The organism is Paenibacillus sp. SER-28 (assembly GCF_052906305.1).
The window spans coordinates 385,173-403,859 of the sequence record NZ_JBRECM010000003.1; the positions used below are offsets into that span (position 1 = coordinate 385,173).

Below are 18,687 nucleotides of genomic sequence, written 5' to 3' on the forward strand. Positions count from 1 at the left end.
ACAATTTTTGTCATCGTGCAAATATTTACAGATAACATGAGCAAATCCCCCAACCGATGGGGTTAGTAATAAGGATGATTTTGGTGGTTATCATAATCGTAGTTATTCTTTTAGCCATATTGTTTGGGAAGGGAATTAGAAATTTATTCTCACTTGCTTTCATAGGTATATTTACTATTTTCTTATGGGAAATTGCCTGGTGGGGGAAAGTTATAGACTTAATTCTAGCCCTTATTTTTTTTGTCCCTATAATCAATGGTCTTATACAGGGATTCCGTACACCAAAGGTTGTAGATACTGTTCCCTCAAAACCAAGTGGTACAAGGCATGTTGTTAAAAGTGTCGAAGTGAAACCACGTGAAAAAGCTCAGACTTCTTTTTTATCTGACTTCAATTTAATTGAGATAGCGAAGCCATATGGAGACATTGACCTAAGTAAAGTAAATGTCACGATGGTTTCCAGTACCTTGATGAAAAGGGTTCCTTATTTTAGAAAAATTCAGTTGGAAAATCGCGAGTACATACCTGCTCGTAAAGTTACTTCCTCAAATGAATCAGGTATTTCACTTACAAAGCAATCCTAAGTTGAATTAGAAGCTGTACGGAAAAATTTCCATACGCATAAAATTTCGGTACAATATAACCTAAAGCCCTTTTCGGGCTTTTCTTTCGGAATAAAAACAGAACATATATTCCCTATTTCAATTTAGGAGGTTCGTCATGAGAGGACATATAGCCCAGAAAGGGAAGAAATACTACATCGTTGTGGATATGAAAGATGAGGTAACAGGAAAGCGTCGCAGGAAGTGGCTTACTGGCCCCAATGGAGGCTTCGATAAGAAAAGAGATGCTGAACGTGCGATGCCTGACATTCTCAGTGCTTTTAATAAAGGAACCTTTGTAGAACCGACCAAGAAAACTTTCGGTGAAATTATGGAGACCTGGCTTAAAGACAAAAAAACCTCTGTTAAACATGGTACTTGGAAGTCTTATGAGTGGCTTGTAAACACACACATTGTGCCGAATCTGGGGAAAGTGCAGATGACAAAATTAAAACCACAGCACCTCCATAATTTATATCATGAAATACTCCTACCCAAGTTATCTGTAGCCTCTATCAAGAAAGCTCACGTCCTAATTTTAGATGCTTTAAACCGGGCAGTAGCCTGGGGAGTTATCACTCAGAATGTTGCCTCTTATGTAGAATTACCCCAAGGAAAAAAGAAAAAATTCGAGGTCTGGAATGAACATCAATTAAAAATCTTCCTAGATGCTGCATCTGAAGATCAATACTTCATGGCCTTCGAGCTCGCTGCCTCTACTGGCATGCGTCAAAGTGAAATACTTGCGCTACCCCGATCAGAGGTAGATTTAAAGAGGAAAACGGCTTCGGTTCGACAAGCTTATACCATTTCTGAAATAGGACATGATCTTGATGATACTAAGAATGATAGTAGCGTTCGCTCCATCGCACTGTTTGCTAATACCGTTAATTTTCTAGAAAATCACTTTAGAAAGCAAGAACATGAGCAAGCCAGAAATAAGCTATACAATGATTCAGGCTTAGTAATTCAAACGAGTGTGGGAACGCCTCTCGGCCCCCGCAATCTTATGAGACATTACTATCGTATTTTGGACAGAATTGTAAAGGAACATCCCGACTTTCCTCGGATTCGTTTCCACGATCTGCGACACACTCATGCAACACTACTTCTCAAAGCTGGTATCCATCCAAAGATCGTTCAAGAGCGACTTGGACATTCGTCTATCAATGTAACTCTGGATACCTATTCACATGTTCTTCCGAATCTCCAAGAAGCGGTGTTAAAAAACATTGGCGATTCAATCACAGGAGAGAGCATTAGCACCATAGAACCTACTTTACTAAACTAAAGGGTAGAAAAATGGTAGAAGAATGCTCAATTCAACAAAAAAAGCGCGACGTCCAAAAAGCTTGGAAGCCGCGCTGTGCTTGAGTTTTATAGAATGCTGGTGAAGGGAATTGAACCCCCGGCCTACGCATTACGAGTGCGTTGCTCTACCCCTGAGCTACACCAGCAGGTCAGTGTAACTGACAACAAAAACTATTATACTCTTAGTTACATAAAAATCAATCACTTACATCAACTTTTTCAGCTAGGATTTGGATTTAATTCGGTAACATTTCCTGTCGCGGTGCCAGATAGTTTCTCTGCGACGGAACGGAGCTTTTGGTGACTGGAGGAAGGCTTGTCACGGCGATCATCAATTTTGACCGAGGTGGAAACACGCTTGGCTCCAGACAGGAATGGCGCTTCGTGCAGCGCAGCAATGGCGGTGAACACATCGTCCAACGAACCTTCAATAATCGTACTCATGGAGGTAAGCTCATAGGTAATTCCTTTTTGCATCTTCAACACTTTTTGCATCTGGGCAACGTAGTCGCTCAAGCTTGTACTCCCCGTTCCAATCGGGATCACTGTCACTTCTGCAATAGCCATCGCCAAGTTCCTCCTTTAATTTAAAATCGTCGCTTCTTTAAAAATCTAAAATCTCAGTCCGATAGAGCGAGCAACCTTATTTCACAAAAATAGTTCATATGTATGCTGCTTGTTTCTGTAGGAAACATCTTTATCATTCATTGTACCGTTCAAACTGCCTCAATTCAAATACAGCCCGCGACTTCTCTGCATATTTTGATTTTCCATTCCTTTTCCTTTACGTATGGCTTCGAATGTTGCTATAATACTCCTTGCACTTATTTGAAATTTTAAGTTTATATACACAATATGTTGGGTTAAATATTCATAACACGTCTAAATATAGTGATGTAGCCGATAAATCGTACGGGAACCATCTTTCCCCCTTCATTGGCAGGTGCATCGCTATTTCTATGTTATTGGATTACATACAGCCCCCAAATGCTGTCTGACCATCGCTTTTTTCGCCATTATCTTCTCATTATGATCATTTTCATACCTATTCCCAAGTATGATTCCAAATCAGGAAAGCGAGGAATTAATCCTATGCCACAACTCGTAACCAAACCAAACAATCGCCAGTTGGCTTTTGATGAAATACGCATTTCCGTATATGCCGACCGTGTACTCAGCGGGCTGGACAAGCTGGATAAAGATCGTCTCATCCGTGGTGTAACTAGTAAACTGCGCCGCGACGAAGTCACGGGGGATGACATTAGCAACGCGTTTGCGATGGCTGCACTTGAATTGGTTAGTAAGGAAGAACCGGACTGGAAATTTGCCGCTGCGCGTGCTTTGCTCACTTCCTTGTATAAAAAAGCGGCCACTCACCGCCGTTATAAATCCTATGCGGACGAGCCTTACGGTGCTTTTTATCCACTGATCACTGATTTGGTCCAAAAAGGAATTTACCGTCAAGAACTGCTCGACTACTATACCAAGGAGCAGATTGATGAGTTGGGTGATTCCATATTGCCGAAAAATGATCTGTTGTTCGATTATATCGGGCTGTTAACGCTGTCTGAGCGCTATTTGGCCAATGATTTTGACGGACGCGTAATGGAACTGCCGCAGGAACGCTACATGATCATCGCGATGTACCTGATGCACCAAGAGCCTGCCGACAAGCGGATGGAGCTGGTGAAGGAAGCATACTGGGCGATGAGCAACATGTACATGACAGCAGCTACACCAACCATGTCCAATGCCGGAAAAAAGGTGGCCGGACAGCTCTCCAGCTGCTTTATCGACACCGTAGACGACTCGTTGGAAGGCATTTTCGACTCCAATACGGATGTAGCCCGTCTTAGCAAAATGGGCGGCGGCATCGGCGTATACCTCGGTAAAGTACGGGCGCGTGGCTCCGATATCCGTGGACATAAAAATACAAGTTCCGGCGTCATTCCGTGGATTCGCCAGTTGAACAATACAGCTGTTAGCGTAGACCAATTGGGTACTCGCAAAGGTGCAATTGCCGTATATCTGGACGTATTCCACAAGGATATCCTCGCGTTCCTTGACCTGAAGCTGAACAACGGTGACGAGCGGATGCGTGCACATGACGTGTTCCATGGCGTATGTCTGCCTGATCTGTTCATGGAGCGGGTCGAAGCACGGGGTGAATGGAATCTGTTCTGTCCGCATGAAGTGAAAAAGGTCATGGGCTGGAAAGATGACAACGGTCGTCCACTGGGCCTGGAAGATTTTTATGATGAAACCTTCGGTTCAGGTACCTTCCGCGAAAAGTATGAGGAGGCGTCACAGCATCCCATTCTCTCTCGTATTACAGTGCCTGCCATCGACATCATGAAGCGCCTGATGAAATCACAACTGGAAACAGGTACACCGTACATGTTCTACCGCGATACGGTAAACCGTGCTAACCCGAACCGCGCCCATGGTATGGTATATTCCTCCAACTTGTGTACGGAAATTATGCAAAACCAATCTGCAACTGTAGTAGAAAAAGAAGAATTGGTCACCAAGGACGGACAAACACGCATCGTTATTTCCAAAATTCCTGGCGACTTTGTGGTGTGCAACCTGAATTCCATCCATCTGGCTCGTGCGGTTCCGGCAGGTGTGCTGGATCGCCTTGTACCGATTCAGGTACGTATGCTGGATAATGTTATTGATATCAACAACATTGAAGTACTGCAAGCACAATATACGAACAGCCAATATCGCGCTGTCGGTCTGGGTACATTTGGACTGCATCATCTACTCGCACTGGAAGGTATCCGTTGGGAATCCGATGAAGCGGTAACCTATAACGATCATTTGTATGAAAAAATTAACTACCTGGCAGTCAAATCCAGCATGGAGCTAGCGAAAGAAAAAGGCCGTTATGCCAAATTCGAGGGTTCTGACTGGTCTACTGGGCACTATTTCACTTCCCGTGGCTATACGGATGGTACACGCGAAGGCAAATTTGTCACTACGTCCGAGTGGAGCGAGCTTGCAGAAGAAGTCAAACAAAATGGTGTCCGCAACGCATGGCTGTTCGCCATCGCGCCTAACGGGTCCACGTCTATTATTGCAGGCTCTACCGCCAGCATTGATCCATTGTACGAGCTGCTTTCTTATGAAGAGAAAACAACTTACAAGATTGCTAACCCTGCACCGGATTTGAACGAAAAAACCATCTGGTACTACAAGACGGCTTTCTTGCTGGATCAACACGCTTCGATCAACATGGCTTCTGCACGTCAGCGTCATATTGACCAGGGCCAAAGCTTTAACCTGTATGTACGGCCTGATATTAAAGCAACTGAATTTTTAGAGCTGCACATCCATGCCTGGAAATCAGGTATGAAATCGACCTATTATGTACGTAGCCGCGCACTGACGATTGAAGAATGTGATAGCTGCGCATCCTAAACTAAAGGAGAGAAGCTCTCATGCAGTTACAGAAGATTTTTAACACGGAAGCGCCCAATCGCTCTACCCGTATTATTGAAGGCGAAAGCTCCGGTATTTTGAATTGGAACGATATTCGGATGCCGCATATGTACAAATTGTATAAAGTGCTGCTGCTGAACCACTGGATTCCAGATGAAATTCCGATGTCCAAGGACGCGTCCCAGTTCCCTGTGCTGGATGCCGAAGAACAGCGCACCTTCAAAATTAACATCGGCCTGCTGGCTGTGCTGGATTCGATGCAAACAATGTTTGTCGGGGATGTAAAACGCTATTTTACCGATTCCTCGCTGGAAGCTATTTCAGCAATTATCGGGCAGCAGGAAGTGGTGCATAACCAGTCCTACTCCTACGTTCTGTCTTCTTTGGTGTCAGATCAGGAACAGAAGGAAATTTTTGAATACTGGAAAAACGATCCTGTCCTGCTGGAGCGTAACACATTCATCTCGGATATTTATCAGGAGTTCCGCGATGAGCAGAACCCACAAACCTTTTTCCAAGCGATGGTAGCCGATTTGATTTTGGAAGGCATTTTCTTTTACAGCACATTTGCTTTCTTCTACAATTTGGCCCGTGATCAGAAAATGATGGCAACCAGCCAAATGATCTCGTATATTCAGCGTGATGAAAATCAGCATTGCTACTTCTTCGCCGAAGTGTTCAAGCAGCTATTGTCCGATTTCCCTGAGCTGAATACCAAGGAAAATACGGACTATGTCTATCGTATGATTGACCGAGCTGTGGAGCTCGAAACGAATTGGGCGCATTATACGCTCAAAGAGGTTCGCGGCATCGACTTGAACGAGCTGAGCGATTACATCAAATACATGGCAAATATGCGCCTGAGACTGCTTGGTATGGACAAAGCGTACGAAGGCGTAGATGTAAACTGTATGCCTTGGATCAAACCATTCTCAGATGAAGCGCTGAATGCGACAAAAACGGACTTCTTTGAAGCAAAATCACGCAATTATGGCAAGGTCGGAGATGACAACGGATTTGACGATTTGTAAGTCATAAGATACAGCCTTAGCTCGGTACTTACCGGGCTAAGGCTTTTTTCATGAGAATTTACGCAAATACGCAAAAAAATCATGAAACATCTGAATAACTATTCATATTTTCCTATTTGTACACGATATATATGAAGGTGAAAAAAACATAGTAAGGAGCATATTATGAAAAGCAGCGTTAAAAAAAGAATGGGATTACAATCCAAACTCTACTTCATCTTGCTCATTCCTTTAATAGTGATTGGCGTCATTGTTCTGTGGACGACCAATCAATCCATCCAGAATGCTTCTCTATCAACCATGCAGCTAAACAATGAAACGCTGGCAAAGAACACGGCCCAGCTATTGGACAAATCCGCAGTCAAGAGCTTAAATACGGATTCATCTGAGCAAAGCAGCGAGTATAAGCAGCTTCGGAACGAGTTAAATACGCTCAGGCTGCAAACTGGAATCCTGTACATCTATATGTACAACCGTGTGGGCAATGAGTGGAAAATTACGGTGGATGGAGCCGCATGGGACGACAAAGACTACAGTCCATTCGGAACTCCTGTAAGTTTTACCCTTAAAGAAACGGAAGAGAAATTGAAACAAGGGGAAACAGTGACTACAGATATTACAACGGACCCTGAGTGGGGGATGATGTTTTCCTCCTTTACTCCCATTAAGGATACTGATGGAACCATCATTGGTTATTTGGGAATCGATAGATCCCTGTCCTCTGTGACTGAAGTATACGAACATACCTTGCCCGAGGCCTACCGATTAGTTATTCCTGTTATCTCCATCATTCTGATCATCTCCATTGCGGCTATGATGCTGGTAACCCGGCGTATACTGCGTCAGGTGAGATTTATTAAAAATACACTGGAGCAAGTAGCCGACGGCAACCTTACGGTTACATCGTCGCAAGTAACATATGATCAGTTAGGCGAAATTAGCAAATTGACAAACAAAATGGTGGAAGCCATGTCCAATATGATTGTGGATATTCAAAGCAGTTCTAGCACACTCCAGCATGCATCAGAGAATATCGTCGTGACAACGGAGGGGACACTCCACCAAACTGAGGAACTGTCCCGTACACTCCAGCAAATTGCCGATGTCTCTATTAACCAAGCGGATCAAGCAGTGGAATCGGTTCAACAATCTGACCGATTAGGACAAACGCTGGATGAAGTCGGAAGCCATGTGCAACAATTTACGGATACGGCCCATCATCTCAATGAGGTTCGTAATCAGGTAGCCAGTGAGCATGAACTGTTATTAGAAAAAGGACGAGAAAGCGCCCTGCGTATCAAGCAGATGCAGCGTATGTCACACGCATTAACCGAAAAATCGCGCGAGGCGGCTAACATCGGTCAGCAAGTACAGGGCATCGTAAAGCAGACGCAAATTTTGTCCTTTAATGCATCTATTGAAGCCTCACGTGCAGGCGAAGCTGGCAAGGGTTTTTCTGTGGTCGCTCATGAAATGGGACAACTTGCACAGCAATCCGCCATATCGATTCGGGAAATCGATGAAATCTTAAGAAGCTTTGTTGAGCAAATTGAGCAAATGGGTGATCAATTTGATGAAAACATAAAGACCGTCAACGAACAAGAAACCCAAATTTCGGTATGTCTACAGTCTGTTGACAAAGTCACCGAGGTTTCACAGGAAGTTCAGGAGTTAGCCGCACATCTAGCTCAATTGACGGCAGAGATGCAAGAGGTACGTCACAGCGTAGATCAACATTTAAATCACACAGCCAGCGCGGCACAGCAGACTGCCGGAATGACAGAAGATGTATCAGCAAGCGCCCAGAAGCAGGCCCTAGCGGTAAAAGAACTATCCGAAGTAGCCCGCAATCTCACTACACTATCAAACAATCTGCAGCGTCATGCCGACCAGTTCCGGGTAAAAAACGCTGAATAGTAAATATGATGTTGGATTCGATTCAACTGAATGAAAAGAAGTAAACTAAAATGGAGCATTCGCTAACGTAGCGAATGCTCCATTATTATGTTTTGAAAGCCGAGCAGAGTTCACCTTTATCCGAGTAGGTGCATACATATAACCTAGAAGTGTGTATTCAAGCAACCCAGAATCATACCCATTCTTATGATGGAGGTAGCGCCGCTGTTTTCACCTGTTTCGTATAAGAAGGATAGCCTCCCGTATGCTGGAGCATTTCGATTTCACGCAAAATACGCGGCAAGTCAGCGACCGAGTTCATCACGATGTGGGCTCCTGCCCTTTTCAAACCATATACACTCTGTCTGCCCCGTTCCTCAGCCACTCTGTCGTCTGCTTCATGGCTGGTCGTTTGAGTTGCGGTCGTCACGCTTTCGTTATGGTTCAAGACACCAATCGTCCATACACCGGCGTTCCGTCCCTCTTGCATATCCGCTGCTGTATCTCCTACTTTCACAATATCGCTCAGCGGAAATACCTGCAAGCGATGTGCAATTTCATAGATCATCCACGGATATGGCCTCCCCTGCGAAACTTCACAAGGGGCTACCATACAATCCAGCGTATAGGGTGACTGTGCAGGCGTAAATACGTGACTGAGCATCTCCATCGGACAGGATGCAGTGGCACCTGACTGAATGCGACGATCCTGCAACTCCTGCAGCGCCCTGTCTATACCGATAGCAGGCTCAGCCCCTTGGATCAAGGAGCGGAGAACAGGGACAAGCTCGAGATAAATATGCTCAATATCCATTCTGCCAGGATGCGCACCAAAGCACTCCAGCCATTTTTTCCGAACCTCTGAAAGTCCCAGCACATTCGCAATATGATCCCGGATCGGCATTCCTCGCCCATGAGATACCTGTTCTTCAGTTACCTGTATACCTTTCCATCTGAAAATGTCACGCATTCCCTGGGTTAAGCCTCGTCCTCCGGGGTCTAACAATGTACTTTCGAGATTAAAAATAACCGCCTGTATCATGCAATCCCCGCCTTTCCGTACCGCGGCTACCGCAATCTTTATTTTGCTTAGGAACATGATACACAGCTAACGTAAACTGAAATGTCGTAAACGGTAAGCGGATTGTAATTGAAAATAAATTCCTTGATTGGTTGTGAATACCGAGTGTGATCAGAGGAGGAGTCGCAATATGAGACAGCCTTGGAATGAATTTAATTCCAAAATGCCTTGGCGGATGGAGCTTGGTTGTTATGCGCTGAATAAACTGGCCTGTGGAGGATTGGTTTTTGGTCTCTTATGGATCTATTGCTATCTGACAGAGGAAATAACAGGGATTCCTCTGACTATAGCAGGCAATAGTGGTGAACTGACCGCGCAGCTGTGGGCCTATGGTTTTGCCCTTCCTGCCGCTCTTGCCGCTGATGCGCTACGCGATCTTTTACCCTGGCTTCGCAAGCCCGAGCAGCTCACCCTATACCTCGCTGCAGGATTCAGTGTCTTTCTCCTACTAGGTTCTTTGATGTCGCCTGCTGGAACGGGCATTTTATGGAGCAACGGCATAGCAGGTGCAGGGATTACACTGCTGTATTATGGAGGAAGGTACTGGCTGAACCGTGAATATGGATTACAGATCATGCTGGCCTTCCTCCTGCCACTGCTGCTATGGCCTATAGGGCTTCAATAATGTCGCCTGCGATCACAGAGGCAGGATGCTGGCGATGACGTGCGGCTGTTTCTCCAGCCGCACCATGCAGATACACGCCAAAAGCTGCTGCCTGCGAAGCATTCAAGCCCTGAGCCAGCAAACCTGCGATGATGCCTGTTAGCACATCGCCCGCACCGCCTGTCGCCATCCCAGCATGGCCTGTAGTATTGACGTAGGCCGTTCCGTCAGGACAAGCGATGACGGTACGCGCTCCTTTGAGCACCAGCGTGACCCCACGTGTTCGGGCGTACTCCCGGGCATGGGTGATGCGGTCACGCTGCACCTCTGCTGTCGGTATGCCCAGCAGACGAGCCATTTCACCGGGGTGCGGCGTTAGTACGACCGCCGCACTTCTCGGCTTCCAAGCCTCCAGCTCAGGCCCCGCCGAGGCGAGGATGTTCAAGGCATCCGCATCAAGCACGAGCGGACCGCCGTATTCCTCCCACAGGCGGCGCAGCCAGCCGGTGTCCCCTGCAAAGCGGCCGAGGCCGGGGCCGACAGCCAGTACATCACGTGCCTGCGCGAGCTGTAGCAGCTCGTCTGCGGAGTCGGCATTCCATTCGCCGTCTCCGCCTGCTGCGGCGGCAGCGAGCATCAGTTCCGGCGCGGCGCCAATGACGCGCGGCAACAACGCCTCGGGCACCGCCCACGTGACAAGGCCGCTACCGATGCGCAGGGCTGCACGTGCGGCCAGCAAGCCCGCGCCGCTCATGCGCAGGCTTCCGGCCGCGACGAGAACATGGCCGTAGGTGCCCTTGTGCCCGTCCGGCACGCGGCTGCGGCTTACATCCACGTCCAGCGCAGCGCGCAGCGTGTCACGGGTCAAGAGCCGCAGCTGCACGCCGCACTCACGGGCAAGGCCGGGTGGAATACCGATGTAGCGCACCACCACATCGCCTGCGGTCCCGGCGCCCGGATATTGGACGAGCCCACGCTTCAAGTAGGCGAGGCATACGGTGACGCGCGCACGAATGCACGGCTCGTGCAGCGCACCCGTGTCGGCGTCGAGGCCGCTAGGCACGTCTACCGACACGAGCGGCGCGCCGCTGGCATTGGCCTCGCGGATCAGCGAGGCGTAGGGTTCGCGCGGCGGACCTTGCGTGCCCGTGCCCAGCAGGGCATCGACGATGCCGGAGGCGCCGCGCAGGTCGAGGGTATCCCGGCCATAGAGAATCACCGGGATACCCAGAGCCGCGATGATATCGCGTTGCGCAGCCGCTTCACCGCGTAGCATGTCTGGCGGCTCGACGTACACAACGGTGACGCGTAGCCTTGCATCGGTCAGATGACGGGCTGCCACCAGCCCGTCACCACCGTTGTTGCCTTTGCCTACGAGGATATACCAGTGTTCTCGTTCCCGTAAGTCATGTCGTCCTTGACTCCACGTCTCTGTCCGTATAACACCGTCATGTCCCGTTATATCCCCTGGTCCTGTGTGTGTAACCTCTTCTGTCCACTGCGACCCCAACACTTCAACACGATCATTTCCACGTATTAGATCAGCAGTGCCTACTGAGTAGCCGCCGCCATTGCTCTTCCCACTTCTTTCGGCACATAGCTTCAACACCTCGTCAGCTACCGCGCGCCCGGCATTTTCCATCAAGGTAAGGGCCGGAATACCCAGCTTGTCAATTGTATAGCGATCCAATTCTCGCATTTCTTCGGCGGTCACCATATACATGCTTTTCGCCTCCCGTATAGCTATCCCTGCTTATTAATATCCAACCGTAAAACGGGAATTGACAAACTCCCCTTCTACTAACTCATCAATCAGGGCTACCGCATAATCTTCGACCGAGATACGGCTATGGCCTAATTCGTCAACCACCAAATGATCCAAACCAATACGGAACTGTCCTGTACGTTTTCCCAATTCAATTATTCCGGCAGGACTACAATAGGTCCAGTCTACATCCGCAGCGCGGTACAGCTCCAGTGCATCTGCATGGGCAGCCGCCAGTGGCTTCACTTCCTCCGGAAACTCGGCGGTATCCATGAGGCGTTCACCGTTTTCTGTTTTCAGACTTCCCGCTCCGCCAACGACAAGTATGCGCTCCGCGCCGGAACGCCGAGTTCCTTCCAGCAAAGAACGAGTCGCTTCGAGCAGTTCTTCCTCTTCTCCAAACTTGGGACCGTATGCGCTAATGATAGCATCGTGCCCTTTGGCCACATCCGTAACGGAATTCGGATTTAGAATATCCGCTTGAACCACCGTCAAATATTCACTTTGCTCCGTCACACGTTGCGGGTCGCGCACCGCCGCCGTCACTTCATACTTACGCTTGATTGCTTCCTTTACTAACGCTTGGCCAATGGTTCCTGTTGCTCCGAAAATAATAACTTTCATATAAATGTGCCCTCTTCCTGTCTATAATTTACTTACTGTTATTTATCCGTTTTATGTCCAGCTTAAACCCGTAAAGCATGTCAGCTTACAGTCCCCCCGGCTGTCGCCAGTACATCCCTTCCGACCTCGGACTGACCCATTAGACGCCGAATTGCGCATACAAGCGGTCGACCGGCTTATCCGCGATCAGCGTCACAAAGCTGCCCGTACGGTTGATTCGATGTCTCATAATGTTCTGTTGCAATTTCTACATTTTTATCCATGCCGAATCTCCTCCTGCTTGTAATCTTGTCTATTTTACCAAAAAATACTTCATATATCCTGGTCAAAGGGATACAAGCCCTTGAAATGCCTGTATGGTCTGTGCAATAGTGTAGAAAGAACAATGGAAGGAGGGATTGCGGGTGTCCCCGACGGACTTCGCGGCGTTAGCCGCATATATCTCACCCGGTCTGATTGCCTTCCTGCTGGCGTTGTCTTTGCTGGTATGGCTGTATGTTCACAGTGCAGCCCAGCTTCGAAATTCACGTCAGCAGCGGCTGGAAGAATTACAGGAATCGCTGCGTATCTATGGACGATTAGCTGGTTGTCTCCAAACCGCTACCCAGAACGGGTTCAATAACAGTGAAAAGCAGTACCAGAACGGACTCATCCACGCTCTTCAGGAAGCCAAAGCTGCTCCCTATTTGACCCCTCACCTTCAAGAGCAGGTTCAAGCATCCCTTCGGGAGTGTGACACATTCCGCAGAGAATTGCTTCTCAAATCACTGGAGCGTGAAATGAACAAACTCATCGAGGAACGGCGTCTTGTTCTGCTGGAATCTCATGCTCCGGGCTGGGGAACAGCATTGTGGAAGCTATTGCGCCCAGCAGCTGGTCCGTTGGCGCTGGCAGGAATCGTCTGGTTGGTCACAAGGCTGGTTATGGAACTGATAGCCTCCAGCCATGTCGATGTTAGTCTGCCCGATACTGCACAATCTGCCTCATGGCTCATAGGGTGTGCATGGATGAGGTTCGTTTCCGGCTTGATCGCCCTATTGTATGTTTACCGGCTGATGACCCTACGTAGGCAAAATGATCTGGACGTGACGGCATCCCATTTTCCAACAAGCCTGTTGTGCTTAGTGATCGCCGCTGTCGCTCTGTTTCAATGGATCGGACCGGAAGCATCTCCCTACATACTGGCTGTTCAGCTTGTGCTGTTTTTGATTGGCTTCCGACTTACCCGAGGCCGCTCGCGCAGTGATCGTCCTTATGTTGGTCATCCCGGCTTGATCAAGGCAGATGCTTCTCAACATCAGGATTTACACGCAGCAGATAAAGATAAAACGGCTGACTCTTCTTTGGCAGAAGAACATATTCGGTCCTAAACACCAATGGCACAGGATTCTATTCCCGTATCCACCCTGCAAATCACATACCATCACAGGACATCCCAACAACAAAGAAGGAGATTATGGGGTGTCCTGTTTTTTGAACAATTTTTGGCTTTTTGAGGGGTTAGGCTTGTGCCAGTGATCAAGGAAAGGGTATATTGTTTATATAAATGTAAATCATATCGTTTTTTATGTATGAATATTGAAAAAAATCCATATATGTTAAACTACCATCAATTTATGATGTGCGTTAGAATTGGAGGAACTATGCAACTGGACATTTCTGAAAAATCACTTCCCGTTTATGAAGCGCTGGCCAGTGAGGTTCGGCTAAACATGATTGTTCTGCTTGCGGAGAAGCCTATGAATATACGTGAGCTGGCGGAAGCGTTGGGGCTCAGCAGTGCGATTATGACGATGCATGTCAAGAAACTGGAGAGAGCGTCCATTATTTCGACCAAAATGCTGCCTGGGCGAGGCGGAGTACAGAAAGTGTGCTCACTGGCTACAGACAAAATTGAAATCGCCATGCCACGCTACCAGCAGGATGTACGACAATTCCATCAGACGGAGATTTCTGTGGGACACTTTACAGATTTTGAAATACAGGCGACCTGCGGACTGGCTACCGTCGAAAAGATCATTGGTGAATTCGATGAGCCTCGTTCGTTCTTGGACCCTGAGCGCTTCAATTCCAAAATTCTGTGGTTCAGCCAAGGATATATGGATTATAAGGTGCCGAATTTCCTACTGTCCAGTCAAAAAGCTGAGGAACTGGAAATTTCGATGGAACTATCATCCGAGGCCCCTTTTACCAATGATAATTGGCCTTCAGATATCACTTTTTTCCTAAATGATGTGAATTTGGGTACATGGACCAGCCCAGGGGATTTCGGGGATAACCGGGGTAAATACACACCTGCATGGTGGCCTGATTTTATCAATCAATATGGTCTCCTTAAAAGACTTCGCGTTACCTCAGAAGGTACCTTTATGGATGGCAAGCAGATATCCGACGTGACTTTAAGCCAAGTGCTGATTGATCAGAAGCAATGGAAATTCCGTATTGCCATATTGGATGATGCCCAGCATGTTGGAGGGGTTACTCTGTTCGGTACCGGATTTGGTAACTACAATCAGGACATCCTGTTCCGTTTGTACTACAAACATGCAGAAAATCATACCAAAACAGTAACGGTAGAAGCTGGCGATACTAGCAAATAGTTTTTAGGCCACTTCAAGACCTGAACACGGCGTTTTGCCCATACCTTTCATGGGAAACAAAGCGCCGTGTTTTATTTTTTCATCTACTTATATCGTACTCTTTTGCTACATGCTATGCGATTAGCGTATAGGTTCAATACATACAGGTGAAGGAACCTCCAGCACATATCCCGTTCGGGTCAAGCGTCCATCCTCACTATGGATGGCAAAAGATACGATGTTGTTTCCATCCTGATTCGCTACTACCAAATAACCGGACAAGATGTTGAAGTTACGCGGTGTGCTGCCCAAGGTTTCCACCCATTCCACCGTCTTCAGCTTGCCGCTGTCCAGATCGACATGGTATAGCACGATGCTGTCATGGCCGCGGTTTGACACATACAAAAAGCGTCCACAGGGCGTAATCCGAATATCGGCTGCTGTATTTTCTACATTTATAACGCCTTCTGGTAGTGTGGACAGGCTTTGTAACAATGTAAGCTCACCATTACGTTCGTTATAACTAAACACAGCGACTGTATTGTTCAACTCATTGGCGACAAAAGCATATGGACGCGAAGGATGAAAAACCAGATGACGCGGTCCAGAACCAGGTGGCAAATCTGTCTCACGATGGGTCACCAGTTTTCCATCCTCTGTCAAACGGTATACCACAATCTGATCCAGTCCCAGATCACATACCAGGGCATACTGTCCTGAAGGATCTGGAATAATCGAATGCGGATGTGCCGCATCCTGGCGGTCCTGGCGAATACCTGAGCCAGTATGCTGAACTTGCCCCGACATGTCTCCTAATCCTCCAGCTTCCGTCGCAGGGAACACAACGGCATTGCCGCCTGAATAGTTGGAAGCCAGCACATATCGTCCATCGGTTGTTACGGAAACATAGCAAGTATGCGCTCCCTCCGTCCCTTTTCGATCCAAAGGGTGTAATTCCCCCGTCTGGGCATTCACCTGATATGCATACAGCTCGCCTTCTTCTGTTTCACTGGCAGCATACAGCTTCGTCCCATCCGGATGTAGCGCCAGAAAAGAAGGCCTTTCAATTCCTTCCACACCTCCAACCATGCGCAGATCACCATTGTTCACATGCAAAGTACATACATATATTCCTCTTTCCTGACGAGACGCATAAGTTCCTGTATAAAATAACTGCTCATTTCGCTCTTCCATCGGCTCTCATCTCCTTCTAGCTGTTTTTTTACATATTATCTGGCTTTTAGCTCTACTATTTGTCTTGTTGTAAACTCATCATGCATTATTACCCAAGATTCTGTTGTTTCATTAACGTTTCGCGATATATGCAAAAAAATAGCCTCCTTCGGCGCCAACTGTGGTTCACAAGAACGTCACAGTTCACTCCAAAAGAGACTAAGTTTACGAAAAATACAATATTAAACCGCTGTGGTTTGGGTATCTCTGCTATTCCATTTTACAGCCAGCCCCAAACTAAGAATGAGAATGACTGCCCCAAAAATGTATGGCAAATTGATATGCACCTCAAACAATGTACCCGCAAGCGCAGGTCCTAGAATATTACCAATACTCATATAAGCATTGTTCATGCCGGCTGCAACTCCCTGCTCATCCCCCGCCATTTTGGATAAAGCAGTATTAATGGCTGGCCGTAGCAACGACGTAGCGGTAAAGAAGATGAGCGATACCCCGAGTACATAATAAAAGTTGCCGGAGAGCAACATAAGCACAAGGGAAATCGCTGAAAACAGAAAGGAACCGATAATGACGCCTTTTTCGCCAAAACGATTCAACATCGGACTAATGACCACAGCTTGAATCACGGTTCCGACCAGTGCTCCTACCGTAATAATGATAGCAATATCACGCTCATTGTAATGAAACTTGCCCGTCACGAAGAAAGGAAACATCGTTTCAAAATGCGTCAATCCAAAGGTGAGCGTGAATATCATAATCAACAGCATAAAGTAAGGCTTGCGGAAAGAAAGGGCAAACTGTTTAATCACATTGTCCCGTTTGACCTTGACATTCCGAAACTTCAACTGTTTCTCCAGCGACAAGGTTTCGGGCAGCATAATCAAGGAAATCAGTGCAGCTAAGCCCGATACGGCCGCCGAAACATATAAGGGCGTACGAATCGAGATATCTGCCAGCAAGCCGCCCACACCAGGACCGATCACAAAGCCAAGAGACATGGCGGCACCCAACAACCCCATCCCTCTACCGCGATTGTGGACCGTTGTAATGTCAGCAATATAGGCCATCATCGGAGGAATCATAAAAGCTGCCCCTGCACCTCCCAGCAAACGTGAGATATACAGCATGGTTAACGATTCCCCAATCGCAAACAATACAGAAGACGCCGTCATGATTACCAAACCGATAATAATCATTTTTTTACGTCCGTATTTATCGGACCATTCTCCCGCTAGCGGCGAAAACAGGAATTGGGTTAAGCCAAACACGGCAACCAAATAACCACCCGTTTCACCACTGCCTCCCAAGGAGCTCATAAACTTGGGAAGGATCGGAATAATGAGGCCAATTCCCAGCATGGCAATAAACATATTAATCATCAAAATGACCAGCGGTCCCATTTTCAACTGTTGTGAATCTGACATGTAGCGTTTTGTCCTCCTCAGGTTCTTTATTTCGTATACGAAAATCTTATTTTGCAACCATTCCAGCAAAACTCTCCATTATATTAATAGAGTGTGGGACAAATAACAATCATAAAATACTTCCGATAACCCTGAATCTTTCCTTTGGCAAACAGCAAAAAGGAACAACCTGAATAAACGATGTTGTCCCTCTCACAACGAACGACCAGGGTGAATTTCTGGAACGGTCTGGCGGTCCCTACGATCCCTGTTGTGGATCTTCGAATAGCTCCTTTATCATCTTTTCCTTGTTATTCAGAAATTGTTTCGTGATGATAAAATGATCAGTTTCCTCCAGCGTCGGGGTGTCGATCCCTTCATGTGTCAGATGATACAAGATGGAATCTGGATAAGCCATCAAAATAGGGGAATGAGTAGAAATGATAAACTGTGAGCCTTGCTGCACCAGCTCGTGAATCCGTGCAAGCATGGCCATCTGGCGCAAAGGCGATAATGCAGCTTCCGGTTCATCCAAAATATATAATCCTTGTCCTCTAAACCGATGCACAAAGGCAGCAAAAAAAGACTCGCCATGCGACTGCTCATGCAGCGATTTACCCCCATAGGAATCTCGAATCGGTCGCCCTCCTCCTTCTCGATCCAGCTCGTCGATGTGAGTCGCCACATTATAGTAGCTCTCCGCCCGGAAAAAGAAGCCATCCCTTGGCTTTTCCACCCCTCTCACCAGCCGGATATGCTCATACAGTGAGGAATGCGTGGCTTGTGTAGAAAAATTGAAATTTTTAGTACCGCCCTCTGGATTAAATCCCCACGCGACCGCGATTGCCTCCATAAGCGTCGATTTACCTACGCCATTTTCTCCAATAATATAGGTGACGGAAGGATGGAATTTCAGTTCGTTCCACTGGTGCAGGGCTTTTAAGTTAAACGGATATTGGCTCTCGTCAGCATCTGGAGGCCAAATCAGCTCCAGGCGACGTATGAAAAGATTGCGGTCCCATATACTCATGTCCAGTTCAGCTCCATTGCCAAGCAATTCACTAGGTTTTCCATCATTATATTGGAATTATTTACAGCAATCAATTGGAAATCCCATTTCGTAACCCTTCTGTTGTTATTCAAGCGATTA

The 18,687-nt window shown here is 47.2% G+C and carries 15 protein-coding genes and 1 tRNA gene; 8 read left to right on the forward strand and 8 right to left on the reverse strand.

All coding sequences use genetic code 11. The features are described 5' to 3' along the window. The first annotated feature begins 74 nt into the window (after positions 1-74). Both ACUYLD_RS11995 and ACUYLD_RS12000 read left to right on the forward strand, forming a co-directional pair. The gene (locus tag ACUYLD_RS11995) at positions 75-584 is read left to right on the forward strand and encodes a hypothetical protein (protein WP_254350764.1); all 510 of its coding nucleotides are present in this window, start codon (positions 75-77) and stop codon (positions 582-584) included. Positions 585-720: 136 nt separating this feature from the next. Continuing rightward, positions 721-1,893: a site-specific integrase gene (locus ACUYLD_RS12000; RefSeq protein ID WP_446675125.1), complete on the forward strand. Its 1,173-nt coding sequence runs from the start codon at positions 721-723 to the stop codon at positions 1,891-1,893. 94 nt (positions 1,894-1,987) lie between these two features. Here the strand turns inward: ACUYLD_RS12000 and ACUYLD_RS12005 are convergent. Both ACUYLD_RS12005 and ACUYLD_RS12010 read right to left on the reverse strand, forming a co-directional pair. Further along, positions 1,988-2,059 (reverse strand) — tRNA-Thr (locus ACUYLD_RS12005). 73 nt (positions 2,060-2,132) lie between these two features. Beyond that, positions 2,133-2,480 (reverse strand): MTH1187 family thiamine-binding protein, encoded by a 348-nt coding sequence (locus tag ACUYLD_RS12010; protein WP_061830040.1) that lies wholly within the window; start codon positions 2,478-2,480, stop codon positions 2,133-2,135. 525 nt (positions 2,481-3,005) lie between these two features. On the opposite strand from ACUYLD_RS12010, the gene ACUYLD_RS12015 reads away from it, so the two are divergent. The 3 genes from ACUYLD_RS12015 to ACUYLD_RS12025 all read left to right on the forward strand — a co-directional run bounded on the left by ACUYLD_RS12015 (position 3,006) and on the right by ACUYLD_RS12025 (position 8,308). Next, a complete protein-coding gene (locus tag ACUYLD_RS12015) occupies positions 3,006-5,339 on the forward strand; it encodes a ribonucleoside-diphosphate reductase subunit alpha (RefSeq protein WP_025723696.1) in 2,334 nt (777 codons plus the stop codon). Between the two features lie 20 nt (positions 5,340-5,359). Continuing rightward, positions 5,360-6,391, forward strand: coding sequence for a ribonucleotide-diphosphate reductase subunit beta (locus tag ACUYLD_RS12020; protein ID WP_029517885.1), 1,032 nt, complete (start codon positions 5,360-5,362; stop codon positions 6,389-6,391). A 165-nt stretch (positions 6,392-6,556) separates the two neighbouring features. Further along, a complete protein-coding gene (locus ACUYLD_RS12025; protein WP_446675126.1) occupies positions 6,557-8,308 on the forward strand; it encodes a methyl-accepting chemotaxis protein in 1,752 nt (583 codons plus the stop codon). A 184-nt stretch (positions 8,309-8,492) separates the two neighbouring features. On the opposite strand, the gene ACUYLD_RS12030 is transcribed toward ACUYLD_RS12025, so the two are convergent. Next, positions 8,493-9,329, reverse strand: coding sequence for an HAD hydrolase-like protein (locus ACUYLD_RS12030; protein ID WP_446675127.1), 837 nt, complete (start codon positions 9,327-9,329; stop codon positions 8,493-8,495). 169 nt (positions 9,330-9,498) lie between these two features. Here ACUYLD_RS12030 and ACUYLD_RS12035 point away from each other — a divergent pair, with 169 nt between their 5' ends. Then, a complete protein-coding gene (locus ACUYLD_RS12035; RefSeq protein WP_446675128.1) occupies positions 9,499-9,993 on the forward strand; it encodes a hypothetical protein in 495 nt (164 codons plus the stop codon). On the opposite strand, the gene ACUYLD_RS12040 is transcribed toward ACUYLD_RS12035, so the two are convergent. After that, complete coding sequence (locus ACUYLD_RS12040) at positions 9,977-11,695, reverse strand: NAD(P)H-hydrate dehydratase (protein ID WP_446675129.1); 1,719 nt, start codon at positions 11,693-11,695, stop codon at positions 9,977-9,979. The genes ACUYLD_RS12035 and ACUYLD_RS12040 overlap by 17 nt on opposite strands. Before the next feature lie 33 nt (positions 11,696-11,728). After that, positions 11,729-12,361: an NAD(P)-dependent oxidoreductase gene (locus ACUYLD_RS12045; protein ID WP_061831169.1), complete on the reverse strand. Its 633-nt coding sequence runs from the start codon at positions 12,359-12,361 to the stop codon at positions 11,729-11,731. Positions 12,362-12,765: 404 nt separating this feature from the next. Here ACUYLD_RS12045 and ACUYLD_RS12050 point away from each other — a divergent pair, with 404 nt between their 5' ends. Continuing rightward, a complete protein-coding gene (locus ACUYLD_RS12050) occupies positions 12,766-13,731 on the forward strand; it encodes a hypothetical protein (protein WP_250267296.1) in 966 nt (321 codons plus the stop codon). A 273-nt stretch (positions 13,732-14,004) separates the two neighbouring features. Further along, positions 14,005-14,961: an ArsR/SmtB family transcription factor gene (locus tag ACUYLD_RS12055; protein WP_061831167.1), complete on the forward strand. Its 957-nt coding sequence runs from the start codon at positions 14,005-14,007 to the stop codon at positions 14,959-14,961. 120 nt (positions 14,962-15,081) lie between these two features. On the opposite strand, the gene ACUYLD_RS12060 is transcribed toward ACUYLD_RS12055, so the two are convergent. The 3 genes from ACUYLD_RS12060 to ACUYLD_RS12070 all read right to left on the reverse strand — a co-directional run bounded on the left by ACUYLD_RS12060 (position 15,082) and on the right by ACUYLD_RS12070 (position 18,567). Beyond that, positions 15,082-16,134 carry a lactonase family protein gene (locus ACUYLD_RS12060; RefSeq protein WP_061831166.1) on the reverse strand — a complete coding sequence of 351 codons (1,053 nt, stop codon included), beginning with the start codon at positions 16,132-16,134 and terminating at the stop codon, positions 15,082-15,084. Positions 16,135-16,355: 221 nt separating this feature from the next. Then, positions 16,356-17,558, reverse strand: a complete 1,203-nt coding sequence (locus tag ACUYLD_RS12065; RefSeq protein WP_061831165.1) for an MFS transporter — start codon at positions 17,556-17,558, stop codon at positions 16,356-16,358. A 238-nt stretch (positions 17,559-17,796) separates the two neighbouring features. Continuing rightward, complete coding sequence (locus ACUYLD_RS12070; RefSeq protein WP_235307066.1) at positions 17,797-18,567, reverse strand: AAA family ATPase; 771 nt, start codon at positions 18,565-18,567, stop codon at positions 17,797-17,799. Between the last annotated feature and the right edge of the window lie 120 nt (positions 18,568-18,687).

Coding starts and splice junctions, on each gene's coding strand:
- ACUYLD_RS12045 (WP_061831169.1), bottom strand. CDS start 12,361: ATGAAAGTTATTATTTTCGGAGCAACAGGAACCATTGGCCAAGCGTTA.
- ACUYLD_RS12020 (WP_029517885.1), top strand. CDS start 5,360: ATGCAGTTACAGAAGATTTTTAACACGGAAGCGCCCAATCGCTCTACC.
- ACUYLD_RS12025 (WP_446675126.1), top strand. CDS start 6,557: ATGAAAAGCAGCGTTAAAAAAAGAATGGGATTACAATCCAAACTCTAC.
- ACUYLD_RS11995 (WP_254350764.1), top strand. CDS start 75: ATGATTTTGGTGGTTATCATAATCGTAGTTATTCTTTTAGCCATATTG.
- ACUYLD_RS12015 (WP_025723696.1), top strand. CDS start 3,006: ATGCCACAACTCGTAACCAAACCAAACAATCGCCAGTTGGCTTTTGAT.
- ACUYLD_RS12035 (WP_446675128.1), top strand. CDS start 9,499: ATGAGACAGCCTTGGAATGAATTTAATTCCAAAATGCCTTGGCGGATG.
- ACUYLD_RS12010 (WP_061830040.1), bottom strand. CDS start 2,480: ATGGCTATTGCAGAAGTGACAGTGATCCCGATTGGAACGGGGAGTACA.
- ACUYLD_RS12055 (WP_061831167.1), top strand. CDS start 14,005: ATGCAACTGGACATTTCTGAAAAATCACTTCCCGTTTATGAAGCGCTG.
- ACUYLD_RS12065 (WP_061831165.1), bottom strand. CDS start 17,558: ATGTCAGATTCACAACAGTTGAAAATGGGACCGCTGGTCATTTTGATG.
- ACUYLD_RS12030 (WP_446675127.1), bottom strand. CDS start 9,329: ATGATACAGGCGGTTATTTTTAATCTCGAAAGTACATTGTTAGACCCC.
- ACUYLD_RS12060 (WP_061831166.1), bottom strand. CDS start 16,134: ATGGAAGAGCGAAATGAGCAGTTATTTTATACAGGAACTTATGCGTCT.
- ACUYLD_RS12070 (WP_235307066.1), bottom strand. CDS start 18,567: ATGAGTATATGGGACCGCAATCTTTTCATACGTCGCCTGGAGCTGATT.
- ACUYLD_RS12000 (WP_446675125.1), top strand. CDS start 721: ATGAGAGGACATATAGCCCAGAAAGGGAAGAAATACTACATCGTTGTG.
- ACUYLD_RS12040 (WP_446675129.1), bottom strand. CDS start 11,695: ATGTATATGGTGACCGCCGAAGAAATGCGAGAATTGGATCGCTATACA.